14 protein-coding genes, 1 tRNA gene, 1 pseudogene and 1 other annotated feature are annotated in these 14,871 nt (G+C 39.3%); of the genes and pseudogenes, 12 read left to right on the plus strand and 4 right to left on the minus strand.

Features of this window, described 5'->3' with window-relative positions; all coding sequences use genetic code 11:
* Positions 1-49: 49 nt before the first annotated feature.
* The 4 genes from tsaE to IW510_RS01610 all read left to right on the plus strand — a co-directional run bounded on the left by tsaE (position 50) and on the right by IW510_RS01610 (position 2,689).
* Positions 50-538, plus strand: a complete 489-nt coding sequence (gene tsaE, locus IW510_RS01595) for a tRNA (adenosine(37)-N6)-threonylcarbamoyltransferase complex ATPase subunit type 1 TsaE (protein WP_202056582.1) — start codon at positions 50-52, stop codon at positions 536-538.
* Positions 519-1,046, plus strand: coding sequence for a GNAT family N-acetyltransferase (locus tag IW510_RS01600; protein WP_202056103.1), 528 nt, complete (start codon positions 519-521; stop codon positions 1,044-1,046). Before tsaE ends, IW510_RS01600 begins: the two co-directional genes overlap by 20 nt.
* A gap of 395 nt (positions 1,047-1,441) precedes the next feature.
* Entirely contained in the window at positions 1,442-1,801 is a 360-nt protein-coding gene (locus tag IW510_RS01605) for a DUF3958 family protein (RefSeq protein WP_202056104.1), read from the plus strand.
* Between the two features lie 186 nt (positions 1,802-1,987).
* Positions 1,988-2,689, plus strand: a complete 702-nt coding sequence (locus IW510_RS01610) for a metal-binding protein ZinT (RefSeq protein ID WP_236674565.1) — start codon at positions 1,988-1,990, stop codon at positions 2,687-2,689.
* Between the two features lie 69 nt (positions 2,690-2,758).
* Here the strand turns inward: IW510_RS01610 and IW510_RS01615 are convergent, their stop codons facing one another.
* Positions 2,759-3,895, minus strand: coding sequence for a hypothetical protein (locus tag IW510_RS01615; protein WP_202056106.1), 1,137 nt, complete (start codon positions 3,893-3,895; stop codon positions 2,759-2,761).
* A 289-nt stretch (positions 3,896-4,184) separates the two neighbouring features.
* The gene (locus IW510_RS01620; protein ID WP_202056588.1) at positions 4,185-4,961 is read right to left on the minus strand and encodes a glycyl-radical enzyme activating protein; all 777 of its coding nucleotides are present in this window, start codon (positions 4,959-4,961) and stop codon (positions 4,185-4,187) included.
* Between the two features lie 137 nt (positions 4,962-5,098).
* Between IW510_RS01620 and IW510_RS01625 the strand changes: the two genes are divergently transcribed.
* Positions 5,099-5,842: a DeoR/GlpR family DNA-binding transcription regulator gene (locus IW510_RS01625; RefSeq protein ID WP_202056108.1), complete on the plus strand. Its 744-nt coding sequence runs from the start codon at positions 5,099-5,101 to the stop codon at positions 5,840-5,842.
* Between the two features lie 151 nt (positions 5,843-5,993).
* Positions 5,994-8,426, plus strand: a complete 2,433-nt coding sequence (locus IW510_RS01630) for a glycyl radical protein (RefSeq protein WP_202056110.1) — start codon at positions 5,994-5,996, stop codon at positions 8,424-8,426.
* Positions 8,427-9,424: 998 nt separating this feature from the next.
* Here the strand turns inward: IW510_RS01630 and IW510_RS01635 are convergent.
* Positions 9,425-9,498, minus strand: a tRNA-Arg gene (locus tag IW510_RS01635).
* A 341-nt stretch (positions 9,499-9,839) separates the two neighbouring features.
* The gene (locus IW510_RS01640; protein WP_202056112.1) at positions 9,840-10,142 is read right to left on the minus strand and encodes a DUF898 family protein; all 303 of its coding nucleotides are present in this window, start codon (positions 10,140-10,142) and stop codon (positions 9,840-9,842) included.
* A 185-nt stretch (positions 10,143-10,327) separates the two neighbouring features.
* Positions 10,328-10,402, plus strand: a sequence feature (ribosomal protein L21 leader region).
* A 19-nt stretch (positions 10,403-10,421) separates the two neighbouring features.
* Between IW510_RS01640 and rplU the strand changes: the two genes are divergently transcribed.
* The 6 genes and pseudogenes from rplU (at position 10,422) to IW510_RS01665 (ending at position 14,865) form a co-directional block, all read left to right on the plus strand.
* Entirely contained in the window at positions 10,422-10,730 is a 309-nt protein-coding gene (gene rplU / locus IW510_RS01645; protein WP_086350198.1) for a 50S ribosomal protein L21, read from the plus strand.
* A 32-nt stretch (positions 10,731-10,762) separates the two neighbouring features.
* A complete protein-coding gene (locus IW510_RS01650) occupies positions 10,763-11,101 on the plus strand; it encodes a ribosomal-processing cysteine protease Prp (protein ID WP_202056114.1) in 339 nt (112 codons plus the stop codon).
* Between the two features lie 13 nt (positions 11,102-11,114).
* On the plus strand, positions 11,115-11,399 hold the full coding sequence (gene rpmA / locus IW510_RS01655) for a 50S ribosomal protein L27 (RefSeq protein WP_202056116.1): 285 nt from the start codon (positions 11,115-11,117) through the stop codon (positions 11,397-11,399).
* A gap of 166 nt (positions 11,400-11,565) precedes the next feature.
* Complete coding sequence (locus IW510_RS21630) at positions 11,566-11,670, plus strand: NUDIX hydrolase (protein WP_442896384.1); 105 nt, start codon at positions 11,566-11,568, stop codon at positions 11,668-11,670.
* Between the two features lie 15 nt (positions 11,671-11,685).
* A pseudogene (locus tag IW510_RS21210) lies at positions 11,686-11,973 on the plus strand (NUDIX hydrolase); the annotation flags it as partial.
* Positions 11,974-12,327: 354 nt separating this feature from the next.
* The gene (locus IW510_RS01665) at positions 12,328-14,865 is read left to right on the plus strand and encodes a fibronectin type III domain-containing protein (RefSeq protein ID WP_202056117.1); all 2,538 of its coding nucleotides are present in this window, start codon (positions 12,328-12,330) and stop codon (positions 14,863-14,865) included.
* The last annotated feature ends 6 nt before the right edge of the window (positions 14,866-14,871 follow it).

Here is a 14,871-nt window from a genome sequence, read left to right on the forward strand (position 1 = left end):
GATGTTGATACTAATCGATTGAAGTGATGAATGAAAGGACATGAAAAAAATGGATTTGTCAGTAAATAACAGTTATGAAACAGAGGCCTTGGCAAAAGTAATCGGGTCTTCAGCTCAAGCTGGCGACATTATTATATTATCCGGTGATTTGGGAGCCGGGAAAACGACGATGACAAAGGGAATTGCACTTGGTCTGGGCATCGAGCGAATGATTAAAAGCCCAACATACACAATTATCAGAGAGTATCAGGGTGGTCGTTTGCCGTTATACCATATGGATGTGTACCGTGTGGAAGGTCAGACAGAAGACTTGGGTCTGGAAGAATATTTTGAGGGAGGCGGTCTGAGTGTGGTTGAATGGGGAATGCTGCTTGGCGAAGATATACCGGACTCTTACCTTGCGATAAACTTAGAAAAAGATACGGCAGATGAAGAAAAACGAACTATTTCCCTTCAGGGCGTTGGTCAAGCCGGACGTGCGTTTCTTGATAAAATTGAAGAACAGTGGGGGAAAAGCTATGACACAGGAAGAGATTGAGATTACTATTAGAGAAGCTATCCCGGATGACGCTGCCCAAGTAGCCAGAGTGCTTCAGCAAGTGGGAGGCGAAACACCCTATCTGGTAATGGATGGTAAAGGCGCTGCATTTGATGTGGAGGAAATGGCTCATAACTTTGCAGACCTCTATGCCTCAGAAAACAATGTGTTGATGGTGGCAATCATAGATGAACAGATTGTTGGGACGGCTTCTGTGAGTGCTTCTGCCAAAAAAAGAATGGAACATTTAGGTGAAGTGGGAATTAGCATTTTGAAGGAGTACTGGGGGTTTGGTTTAGGCTATGCAATGATGATGGCGTTAGTTGACTGGGCTTCAGAGAGTGGTGTTATACGCCGATTGGAGCTGACCGTTCAGGAACGAAATACACGAGCAATCAAGCTATATGAAAAGGTTGGATTTCAAACAGAAGCAATAATGCATCGAGGAGCGAAAACCGATGAAAATGAATTTTTAGATGTCCGACTAATGAGTCTGATGATTGATTAAACAGCACTCATATTCGAACTTGAAAAAAATCTTTCTTTCCGAAGGGTTATTGTTTGCAAATTCATCTAAGCGATAGTATTATAATGACACAACAACTAACAACCCTTTTTATTTTTCATTTAACTCCTTTTTCCCACCCTTATATTTAAGGGTGGGTATTTTGTTGTATAGAACAGTTTTATTTCAATATATAAATATTTTTATATGGAAAAATACTTTCTTTTAGTATAAAATTATTTATAATTGTGATAATGTTGTTACAAGGATTAAACAACAATATTTCTAATGGGAAAACATAGACTTCAGCCTAAGAATGATTGGGGATTATGATAGGCTTGGACACTAGGTCAAGAGAAGTCTTAGCATGACATACATAGAAGTGGAGATAGAGGGAAATGGAAAAGAAAAACAAAGCTGATTTTTTGGTTGCTTTAGAGCAGGAAGAGAATCGTGTTGCCAATGAACACTATAAGGCAAAGCAAACAACGAAGGAAATGAAAAAGCTGAAAAAGGACTATGAAGGGATATTTGCTCATTCTGCACAACTATTTTCGAGACTTGAAAAGATGTTCCAAAAAAGTCAGACAAAGTATATTTTTGGTGAGCTTTTTTCGGAGATAAAAAGTGAGGAGCAGGACATCTTTGAGCGGATCGACAAAGAGAAAACAATGCTGACACAGAAAAAGGAAGACTTGGAAAAACGAGAAAATGAAATTTATTATGAAAAGAGACGACTGAGAAAAGAACTGTCTTAATTAGAGCTGACTGAGAATAGTCAAGTCTAAGCCATATGGTGCGATTAAAAAATCATAGACTCAATCATTTGTGAGGATAATTTTCCTTATGAATGATTGAGTCCATTTTTTTGTTTACAGGCATTATATTGTATGGTACGATGTAAATCGTAATTATTACTATTTATGATTTAGGAGGAAATAATTTTGAAAAAAATAGGTGTTTATACAGGTACACTCATATGGCTCATCGCGGGACTGACAGCCTGTGGTACAAGCGAAACTACTGGCGATCAGGCTTCTTCATCTGATGCAGCGATTGTTGAATCAGTATCTGAGACGGAGCATGACCATAATCATTCTCATACAAAGACCAAAGCTGCGCAGGGAATTTTCGAGGATAACGAGGTAAAGGATCGGGCACTTTCTGATTGGGCGGGTGAATGGCAATCGGTATTTCCTTATCTGGAAGACGGAGCACTGGATGATGTGTTCGAGCATAAAGCCGAGGACGGGGAGAAGACTGCTGAAGAGTACAAGGAGTATTATACAATTGGTTATCAAACCGAGGTAGAAAAAATTGATATTTATGAAGACCTGATTTCATTTTACCAAGCTGGAGAGTGGGTTGCAGGAAGCTATAAGTATGCCGGCTATCAAATCCTAACCTATGAATCTGGCAAAAAAGGCGTTCGCTATTTGTTTGATAAAGTAGATGGAGATGAGGCGGCACCAAAAGCTGTGCAGTTTAGCGACCATATTATCGCACCGGAAAAATCAGCACATTACCATATTTATTTCGGCAATACTAGTCAAGAGGAGCTTCTTAAAGAGATGGATAATTGGCCAACCTACTATCCAGCCTCACTTTCAGCCGATGATATCGCTCACGAAATGCTTTATCATTAATCAATGCAAAAGACAAGAGGTATAACGACTAACCGTAGTCGTTATACCTCTTGTCTTTATTTAGTCATATTACTTCCAGCGAATAGGAATTTGACCTGTCCCATTGTAGCCGAATCTTCCTTTGCTGACATTCCAGTTAAATAGTAGAACATCTTCTTCACCAGTTAAGCCTTCCCATTTTAGCTGGTCATTGCTCTCAAATCTGTAATCATAATTGTCTTCCAGCTCAGAAGTATAAGCGATTGCTGCACCATCAAACTGTGAAGATAGAACAAGCGGGTCAACCAACTCGTATGAAGTAGTTCCTTTTTTCAATGTTACGACTGGTAATGCACCCTCAGCTTGGATATAGAGGCTTTCCAGATTTGTTGCATTAGACAATGCAGAAATATCTGTTAACAATGTTTCTGTGAAGCGCTCAGTATTCGCCGATTCTTCAATTTGTTCTCTGTCCTCATCATTTGCATAGCCGCCGGCAACAACATTCAGAATTTTGAGGTTTGTCAAGTTCTTCATAGAGTTTAGATTCATTTGGTTACTGATTGGTAAATCCATTACTTCCATTTTTGTTGTTTTTAAAAGTGGTCTAGTATCAGAAACGGTCCACTCCTTGCCCATTTCTCCAGTAAAATTCTTGAGGTTTGGTACAAACTCTAATCCTGACAAACTTGGGTTTAAAGACAGGAGTTCTGTTGAGATTGTGTCAACAGAAGCTAGAACTTCCTTAGTCGTTAGTTCATAAGTTTCAATAGTATGAACATCGTCCTCTTGCTGCTTCTCCAATTTCTCAAGACCCGTTTCAAATGCGGCTTCAAAGGCTTCTACTCGTTGGTCGAAATCAGTGTTGTATGCCTCACGATCAGCCTGAAGCTTTTCAGATTCTGTTGTATATTCTTCTTCTGTAATCTCCTCATTGCTGTAACGGTCACTCAGCTCTTCATCTAAACGATCAAATTCCTCTTGCTTGTTATCGTACTCCGCATAAAGGGCATCGTAGTCTACTTGATATTTTTCGTTGAACTGTTTGATAAGCTCATCATATTTTTCTTGCGTGAAAGTAGCTGTCTTGCCAACAAGGGGCAGACGAATATCCGAATCAAAGAAATGGACGTACTCTCCCTCGTTCCCCCACGCCTGTGCTGTGACAGGTGTCAACAACAGCATGCTTAATGCAGCAGTACCAACAATCTTTTTCAAATTTTTCATTTTCTCATTCCTTTCTTTTTATAAGGAAAGAATAGCATGCATCGAGTATGGAGGTCAATGCAATTATATTTCTTTTATTTTCATTTTCTGTCAAAAAAATGAATTAAAAAAATATTATTTAAAAAAAAGTATTTTCTTGAGCGAGGTGTGCAAAGTTGTGATATGTAGGAATAAGAACAGATACAGGGTAAATATACTTTTGGAACTAACTTATATATAAGTCGTCTTTTTGTGAAGTCATTTTCAAGAAAGAGGACAATGGAAGCCTTCGATATATCCAGATTAAGTGTTAGCGGACAAGGCAATCGAGCATTGAAGCAGTTAGGATTTCCTGATAGTCCAATAAGTCTTCCGTGTGCAGCTGAGGGACATTCTGCAACCTATAGTCTCTATTCAAGTATTCGTACTTCTTCTCTCCATATTGATGAAAGGGTAAGAGCTCGACTCTCTTTACACCATATTCAGAGAATAGTGCAGCGAAGCGTTTGGCATCGTCCAAGCTGTCATTATAGGACGGAATAATAGGAACTCGAACGACTAAATTTGGGTGTGTTGCCGCTGCCTTCTTTAGATTTTTTAAGATCAACTGGTTGGAAACACCGATTCCGGAAAGGTGTCGTTTTTCGTCATAATGCTTTATATCGAAATAGAGGAGATCCACATACTGGCTAAACATTTCAAAGACATCTATCTGTGCAAATCCTGTTGTTTCACAGGCAGTATGAATTCCTCGGTGCTTCAACTCTTTCAGCAGTTCGATTGCAAAGGGAGCTTGATATAAAACCTCTCCTCCAGATAATGTCACGCCACCATCAGACTCTTCATAGAAGGCTCGATCCTTCAACACTTCTTCAAGAATCTCTTCTATAGATTTGTATTCTCCAACTAAAGTTGTTTGCTTCTTTTGATTGTCCCACATATTTTCCGGCTTGCCTGATTGAGATTCAGGATTTGCACACCAATAACATCTCAGAGGACAGCCTTTAAAAAAGACTACAGATCGAATACCGGGACCGTCGTGGATGCTGAATTTCTGAATATTGAAGATACACGCTTTTGTTTTCATCATAAATCCCTCCTGATTTCAACTTAATCTTATCATGCGATCGTTCAAACGTAAATGTTTTTAATTACGAATGAAACTTATTGCGGGTTTGAGATATGGATGATGCTATGATAAAATGGACAGGCAAGGAGGGTATTATGTCAAGAGAAGAAAAGATTATTGCGATGGTTAGTAAGCAAAAGAAGATAGAGGTTAACCGTTTGGCAGAGCTGCTGGAGGTTTCGAAAGTAACAATCAGAAAAGATTTAGATAAATTAGAAGCTCGAGGAATTTTACATAGACAACATGGCTTTGCACTGCTCAATAATGAGGCCGATATTAATTACCGTTTGGCTAAGAACTATGAGCTAAAGCTAAAAATTGCCAAGAAAGCAGCGGAAAGCGTAGCTGACGGTGAGATGGTCATGGTCGAATCGGGTTCTACCTGCACGTTATTGGCAGAACAACTGGCTTTTCATCGGAGAGATATTACCATCATTACTAATTCGAGCTTTATTGCCTCCCATATTAGAAAGGCTGAGAATGTCAAAATTGTTCTTTTAGGTGGAGAGTACCAGAAGGAATCACAGGTAAATGTGGGACCTTTAATCAGGCAGGTAATTGAGAACTTCCATGTGGATAAAATATTTCTTGGCGTCGATGGCTGTGATTTGGAGCGAGGATTTACAGGCAGTGACATCAATAGATGTGATACAGCAAAGGTCATGGCTGCCCATGCCAATAAAACAATTCTGTTAACGGACTCAAGCAAGTTCCATAAAAAAGGGGCTGTTGCAGAATTTGCTTTCAAGGAAGTAGCCGAGGTTTATACGGATCAGGGGATTCCCGTCCAGATAAAAGCATTCTTGGAGAAGGAACAAATATCCGTCATAACAACTTAATAAGGAACGATGAACTACTGCTGCACATTTGTGCAGCAGTAGTTTTTTCTGTGGCAATGATTGAGAAAGTAGAAGTAAGATGGTACAATTTATTCGAAAGAAACTAAAGTGTGTTTCGAATGTAATTTCGAGAAAGTGGAGGTGCATTAGAATGAAAACGGCTCTTGTGGAAGAACAAAAGAAGACTTATTTTGGATTGTTGACAGAAAGAATGGAAAAATACCGGGAAAGAGTTTTAACTGCCAAACCTTATATTTGTGCTGAGCGTGCTCTATTAGCAACGGAAGCTTACAAAGAGTATCAGCATCAGCCAAATGTCGTGAAACGAGCATTGATGCTAAAAAATATTTTAGAAAAGATGTCTATTTATATTGAGGATGAGACGATGATTGTTGGGAATCAGGCGGCCTCTAATAGAGATGCGCCAATATTTCCAGAGTATACGTTAGATTTTGTTTTGAATGAGCTGGATTTATTCGAGAAACGTGATGGCGATGTTTTCTACATTACAGAAGAAACAAAGGAAGAGTTACGTTCAATTGCTTCTTTTTGGGAAAACAATAATTTGAGAGCTAAGGCAGGAGCTTTACTTCCTGATGAAGTAGCTGTATTTATGGAGACAGGCTTCTTTGGTATGGAAGGCAAGATGAACTCAGGTGATGCCCATTTAGCTGTTGATTATAGAACGGTACTTGAAATCGGACTTGCAGGCTATCGGGAGCGAACCCTAAAAGAAAAAGCCAAGCTCGATTTGACACAACCGGAAAGCATCGATAAATATCAGTTCTACAAAGGAATACTAATTGTTCTTGATGCAGTAAAAACATACGCAGAACGGTTTGCTGCATTAGCTAAGGAGCTGTCAAAGAATGCTGAACCAAAAAGAAGGGCTGAATTATTGGAAATCAGCCGTATTTGTACAAAAGTACCAAATCACCCGGCTGAAACATTTTTAGAGGCATTGCAAGCGGTCTGGTTCATTCAATTAATCCTACAAATCGAATCAAATGGCCATTCCTTGTCCTATGGACGTTTCGATCAATACATGTATCCTTACCTGCAAGCTGATTTAGAGCGGAAGGCGATTAGTGAAACTCAAGCTGTGGAGCTGCTGACAAATCTATGGATTAAAACCTTAACAATCAATAAAATCAGGAGTCAGGCGCATACATTCAGTAGTGCCGGCAGTCCGCTTTATCAAAATGTTACGATTGGCGGTCAAACGAGAGATAAAGGAGATGCGGTAAATAAGCTTTCTTACCTTGTCCTGCAAAGTGTGGCACAGACGAAGCTGCCACAGCCTAATTTGACGGTTCGTTATCATGCTGGCTTAGATAATCGATTTATGAATGAGTGTATCGAAGTGATGAAACTGGGCTTTGGGATGCCTGCTTTCAATAATGATGAAATCATTATTCCGTCCTTTATGGCTATTGGGGTCACAGAAGAGGATGCGTATGATTACAGTGCAATTGGCTGTGTCGAAACAGCTGTTCCCGGTAAATGGGGCTATCGCTGCACAGGGATGAGCTATATGAATTTTCCAAAGATTTTAATGATTGCAATGAATGATGGCGTCGACCCGGTTTCCGGCAAACGTTTTGTAAAGGGCTATGGTCATTTCAACGCGATGACATCCTTTGAAGAGCTTCAAGAGGCTTGGGATAAAACTGTTCGAGAGCTGACACGTATGAGTGTGATTGTAGAAAATGCTATTGATCTGGGACTGGAACGTGAGGTACCGGATGTTTTATGTTCTGCTTTGACAGAGGATTGTATTGGGCGAGGAAAGACGCTGAAGGAAGGTGGCGCAGTCTATGATTTTATCTCCGGTCTTCAGGTCGGAATTGCCAATTTAGCAGACTCTCTTGCAGCCATTAAACGACTGGTGTTTGAAGAAAGAAAAGTAACACAGGAAGAGCTTTGGTTGGCGCTGATGACCGATTATGAAAGCGAACGCAGCAAAGAAATCCAGCAAATGATTCTTCATGATGTACCTAAATATGGAAATGATGATGATTATGTGGATAGCTTGGTAACAAAGGCCTATGACAGCTATATAGAGGAAGTAAAAAAATACCCTAATACGCGGTTTGGTCGCGGACCTATTGGCGGCACACGCTATTCGGGAACCTCTTCCATTTCCGCCAATGTTGGACAGGGAAAAGGAACGATGGCCACACCGGACGGACGAAATGCGTGGGTACCGTTAGCAGAGGGCTGTTCACCATCCCATAATATGGATAATAGCGGTCCTACCTCTGTATTGAAATCTGTTTCCAAGCTGAGAACAGAAGAAATCATCGGTGGTGTACTGCTAAATCAAAAAGTGAATCCGCAAACCTTGGCGAAAGAAGAGGACAAACAGAAATTGATTCTGCTGCTTCGAGCATTCTTTAATCGACTGCATGGCTATCATATCCAGTACAATGTTGTCTCTCGTGATACATTAATCGATGCACAGAAGCATCCTGAAAAGCACCGAGATTTGATTGTTCGAGTAGCCGGCTACTCTGCATTTTTTAATGTCTTATCCAAAGCTACACAGGATGATATCATTGCACGAACAGAACATGTATTGTAAGACAAAAGGTATGAGCCGCATTGATGCTTCTCATGACTTTAATGAAGATAAGGTTGAACCGGTAACCGTAGCCACGTAATTTTTCTGGTAAATCAGCATACTTTCTTTTCGCAAGTGGCACTCGGATACTTGAAACAGCTAGAGCATGCAATGCCATTTAGTTTCAAGAATATAAAAAACGAGTCCGCGATGATGGCCAGTTGTTGCGCTGGCAAACAGGAAGTTGAATTAATTGCTAAAGGAAAAAGCAATCGGTTTGTTGATTTTGAAATTAAGGCTCTATAATATTTTGTGTTGGTGGAAATTCCTAAAGGAAAACTTACCAACACTTTTTTGAGTGTTCCAACACAAAAAAGGAACAACAAACTGATAAATGAAATCGTCTAAAACCACGAATCATCAGAAAGGTTGTTCCTTATGGATAAGACTACCGGAAAATTGCTTGAACTAACAGATAAATACCTCTCCATTGGAGGAGATTGGCTTGAATACAGACAATAGTATGAATGATGAGCGTTTAGTATTTAGATAGTGCAGCTTTATTATTACTCAACCCAAAATGAATCGAGTGAAAACAGTCTGTTAAAGTATAAACTAAAAAAGTAACAAAAGAATATGTAATACAGAAGAGCATAGCGCTACTGATAAGATAATAACCTTATTTTTCTCCAAGTATCCACATAATATAGAGAAGTACGGCAACTGTGGCTACGATGACTAAAATCAACAGAGTGATAATTATTCTGACAATGATTCTGGTAACTGGGGTATCTAAACGGATGAGCACAAACGAAAAAATACCAATTAGAATTAACACGAAAAAAATTAGCGGAAATAACATAAAAAAACTCCTTTAATAGTCCAGTTGCATGAAAGCTGCGATATGAAGCTATGGCCTGTGTAATAGGTAAACTTCCCTCACGCTGTTAACTGATGAGTGAAGGGAATAATTCTAAAATAAAAAACCGTTTGAAGTGTTAGCTTCAAACGGTTTATCACGTGCCAGGAGGGATTCGAACCCCCGACCGCTCGCTTAGAAGGCGAGTGCTCTATCCAGCTGAGCTACTAGCACAGATAGTAATTAAATCTACTATTTGTAGTGTTGGGATAAACAGAAAAACAACTGACCTGTAAATCAGCAACATCAATATCTTATCAAAAAAGTGTGTCTCTTGCAAGTGAAATTTTCACTTTAAAAATAACTATTTTCTTAATGATAGATTAGCCTTAGAAATTCATGGAAGGATATCCTTTATAGTATGAAGCAACCAGTATGAAAATGGAACAATGAAAGGACAGAGGAGCAATAAAATGGATACATAGGTCAAAAATCACAGGATTTCATTCGCTGTTGCTTCTGACTTTGCTTTCCCCTCTGTCGTCTTCTAGTTCCTATTGAGACAATTTTTATGATTAATAAAACCTTGTATGGCTGACTTTCCATTGTTCTAGTTTGATATGAACCCAAAAGCCGTAGATTCCTAATGTGATAATCGTCAGGATTAACCATTTAATCCAGCTGCCGAATAAGCCTACAGCTGTACCGGTAAACTGACAACGACGTCCTTCAATAACAGTGTGTTCGATTTTCCAACGGTACATCATGCAGATTCCCCAAGGTGCACAGATACCAAGCGTAAGACTGGTGATTAGTCCGGCTATAATTGATGTAATGATATAACTGCCAAGTCCTCCGTCAAAATAAGATTCTTTCATGTTTTAACTCCTCCTTTTAGATAAATTTTGTAATAGGCTCTCATTTTAACATAGTAGAAGCAGCATGAAAAAATTTTTTCTCAAGGAAAAAGCAGAAAGCATCTGGAAATAATTCGTTTTTATGGAAGTTTTCATTGACTGAGGAAGAGGTTTTTGGTATGATGTTAATGTTGTAATTGTGGTCTCCACAGCTACAACCGCTCAGAACAAGTCATGTAAGTACATTATTGTCACTTGGGATGGCGAGTCTAAGTCTAGAAGAAGGAGGTGCTGTATAGCATGTACGCAATTATCAAAACTGGTGGTAAGCAAGTTAAAGTTGAAGTAGGTCAAGCAATTTATGTTGAAAAATTAGACGTAGAAGCTGGCGAAAAAGTTGTCTTTGAAGAGGTGATCCTAGTTGGTGGCGAATCTACGAAAGTAGGAGCTCCAACCGTTGCAGGTGCAACAGTTGAAGGAACTGTTGAAAAACACGGCAAACAGAAAAAAGTGGTTACTTACAAATACAAACCGAAAAAACATACCCATCGTAAACAAGGTCACCGTCAACCATATACAAAAGTAGTTATCGAAGCAATCAACGCGTAATTACTTGTATTGACAGAAAGAAGGCCTAACTTATGATTAAAGGTTCTTTCAAACGGAATGAAGCGGGCATGATTGTTTCATTCGAGCTAAGTGGACATGCCATGGCAGCTGAACACGGTGAGGATATCATCTGTGCTGCTGTTTCAATTCTTGCCTTTAATACGGTAAATGGAATTGAAGCGTTAGCTGGATTTCAACCCATTGTTGATATGGATGAAATTGATGAAGGCTACATGTACGTGGAAACGATTTTTGATGTAAATCAAGAACAGACGAATATCTCTCAGATTTTGCTTGAAAGTCTTTTAATAGGGCTTCAAGGGATTGAAGAGGAACATTCGGCGTTCATTCAAATTACTACTGAAAATTAGGAGGTGCAATCATATGTTAAAAATTAACTTACAGTTTTTTGCCCATAAAAAAGGTGGAGGTTCTACTTCCAACGGACGTGATTCAGAATCTAAACGTCTAGGCGCGAAAAGTGCTGATGGCCAAACAGTTACAGGTGGTTCTATTTTATACCGTCAACGCGGGACTAAAATTTACCCAGGTGCTAACGTTGGTATCGGTGGAGATGATACATTGTTTGCAAAAGTTGACGGAGTTGTACGTTTCGAACGTAAAGGCCGCGACAAAAAACAAGTATCAGTTTACCCAGTAGCTAACTAATCTTTTAAAGATATGGCTAGAATCCTTAGGTGATAAGGGTTCTAGCTTTTTTATTTTGCTCAAATATTTTTTTACGACGGATTTAGTTAGTGGTTTTAACTTAAATGGGAGATTTCTGTATAACGATGATAAAATGTAGATAAATTTATTTGAGAGGAATGGTTAAATGAAAAAAGAATTTTCTAGGGTGTTTATCAAAGATACTTCTGGGGATATCCTTGTATTAAGAGATAGAGACGGGATGTGGAATTTCCCTGGTGGAAAACAATAAAAAGAGGAGGATGCAGTAACGTGTGCTATACGAGAGGTGAATGAGGAGCTTGGCTTGGAGATTTCGAACTTGGAAGAGGTCTTCAGTGATGATTTAACTTTTGAAGGTGTTGAATGGGTGGCACATTTTTATTTTGCTGGTTGTGCAAAAGGAAAACCAACATTGAATGAGCCAAACAAAATTAAGGGCGTTCAGTTTATTAGTGAGTTTGATAATGTGTCATTTTCTTCTGGATTAGACCCGTTATTTGAGTTTCTGAGTAAAAGTAAAATTTTGGATAAAAAAATGACGAAGTGGTTGTAAGGCAGTGTCAAAATATAGGTATCTAGTTTGTTCATTCAGAAGCGAGTTTGCCCACCGCTTAATAGATTTAAAGTGGTGTTTTGTACCATTGAACAAATAGCTTCTGACCAGTAGTGTATCCAAGGTGTATAATGGTATGGTTTTGAGATATTTTTCATTTTTTTGATGGTTATTTTCTTTTATTAAAAAACATTTGTGATTTTTCGTTAATAAACCTCCGTTTATCTGTTATTATTTAGGTAATGGCTGTTTTATCTTATAGATAGCTAAGGTATCTCATGGCTTTTATATACTCATAAAAAATAATGAGAAGTGATTAAACAGACATAAAATAATGGAATGGGGAGAAAAAGGATGAATAGAGCAATGAGTAGGGGGAAGCTGGGGATTGTTGGTGTTGCATTGGCAGTATCCATATCGTTGTTTCCGGTTAGTTATTCTGCTGAGACAACCGAATTGCCGCTATACAATCTAAATCAAACATTAAGAGACGATGTGACATCAGCTGTACATTTGAATTATAGGACGGAAGAGACAAGCTCCAGTCGAGATGCTCAGCCTGAAACGATTGTCTATTATTATTTAGCAGAAGAAGAATTTGATGTTGCTTCTAATCAAAAGGTATCAGCAACTGCAACTAAAAGCAGCAAAATTTCTTATCATAAAGCAGATATCGATAATCTGAAACCAGGCACAGCCTACAATTATCGAATTGTAGATAATAACTCCGGAGCAGTGTCGAAAGAGTATTCTTTTAGAACAAAAGCTTCGGTTGACAGTTTTTCTTTTATCGCCGCTTCGGATGCAAATTATCGAACAACTTCATCGTATCAAAATTATTTTGGAAATACCTTGAGTAAGGCAGTTGAACATTATCCGGAGGCTGCCTTCATTTTGCACACTGGGCAAGCCAACAGCTCGTTATCTTCGGAGGCTTATTGGGACGGCTATTTCCAACAAGCTGGGAGTACGTATGAAAACTATCCTTTAGTTGCAACGACGTCATCAACAGGTTCAAGTAACAAGGCTTTTACGCTGAACCATAACCTGACAGCTTCCGGCAATGACATGGCAAACTATTCGTTTGTTTATGGTGATGCCTTATTTTTACAGTTGAATACGAAATTAACCTCTACAGCAGCGATTAACAGCCATCTTAGCTGGCTGAAGGAAGAGGTTGCTGCAAAAGGAGCGAATAAATGGAAAATCGTTTCTATTAATAATAGCTTTTATGGTGCGGGGTCGAATACGACTACAATCAAAAAGAAGCTGGAAGAAGCTTTTGCAGAGTTAGGGATTCATCTGGTGATTCAAGGGAATGAAGCTGCCTACCAACGGTCTTATCCAATTAAGAACGGCACGATTCTTTCAGATTATCCAAGTGACCAAGTGATTTCTGGGAAAGATGGCACAATCTATGTTTCGCCGGGAGCTGCCGGTATCGAACAGAAAAACGGAAATTCCGGCAACCGTGAATGGATGAATACAGCCAGTGATTTCAGCAGCAGTTCAGAAAAGAAATTGGCAGAAAAGAAAATGTATACGGCGATTCAGGTTACGGCAGAAAAAATTGAAGCCACAGCCTACACAGTAGATGGTGAGACTGTTGATACTTTTCAAATTAATCACAGTGCCACACCTGAGCGGGAAGCCAAAGAGCTGACACCCTATGCATTGAATAATGCTTTCAGTGGGGATGCAAAAACGACACGATCTATTAGCTGGCAGACAGATACGACAATGATGTTTAGTGATCCGTTTGTAGAGGTTGTTTCTGCGGGAGACGCATTTACTTCGGAAAATAAGAAAGTTTACTCCGGTACACTTGAGAAAAACAAACAAATTTTTACCAAGAAAGCGACGAATAAAGTGCAGCTTGACGGTTTGACGGCAGGAACTGCTTATCAATATAGAGTTGGGAACATTTTTAAAAATGCGAAGACTGGTTCAGAGACGACGTACTATGGCCCTGTGTATACTTTTACGACAGAAGCAGAGAGCGCTCAACCATTTACATTTTTACATTTGGCCGATTCACAAAGTTCCACCGCTGGCTATGCACCTTATTTTGGCAACACATTAAGTCAGGCATTGAATCGTTTTCCTGATGCACCATTTGTGATTCATACGGGAGATATGGTTGAGACACCAAATGAGTCTCACTTTACTGCATTCTTCAATGCAATAGGGACAAAAATGGCAGGCACAGCGTTTCTTCCGGTATTAGGTAACCATGAGTACAAGACGAGCGAAGCGTTTTATCAATCCGCATTTAATGTCGATTCTGTGAATGGTTTTCCTTTAAATTATTCTTATGTGTATGGAAATGTTCTGTTCTTCAACATCAATTCGAACTATGATTCTACAGCTAATCTGGATAAGCAGATTGCATGGATGAAAGCAGAGGTTGCTGAAAAAGGTGCCGGGAAATTCATTGTAGTTTCCTTCCATAAGAGCCCTTACGGCGGAAAATGGACTAGCTCCAGCAGCTCAGTTTTGGGGTCGAAAAATATCAAGGCCAAGCTGGTTCCGGTCATGGAAACACTGGGTGTAAATCTGGTACTTTCCGGTCACGACCATAACTACATCCGCAGCCTGCCAATCAAAAATGGTCAGCCTGTAACGGATATGGAGGATACTTCACTTATTTCAACGAGTCAAAACGGTACAATTTATATGGTATCCAGAAATAGTGGAGAAAAAACCTATAAACTAGAAGCGGCGAAAGCATGGACAGATGTTCGTTGGGCGCCGACAGGAGATATTACCGGAAAAGACAATCTTCCTGAAAATACGGTTTTCTCTGCAATTAGTGTAGAAGATGATGCGCTGAAGGTGACGGTTTATACTGCAGCATATCAAGTGATTGACAGCTATACAATCACGAAGTGATAAAAT

It is taken from the genome of Enterococcus sp. BWR-S5 (assembly GCF_016745255.1).
Classification (GTDB): Bacteria; Bacillota; Bacilli; order Lactobacillales; family Enterococcaceae; genus Enterococcus_L.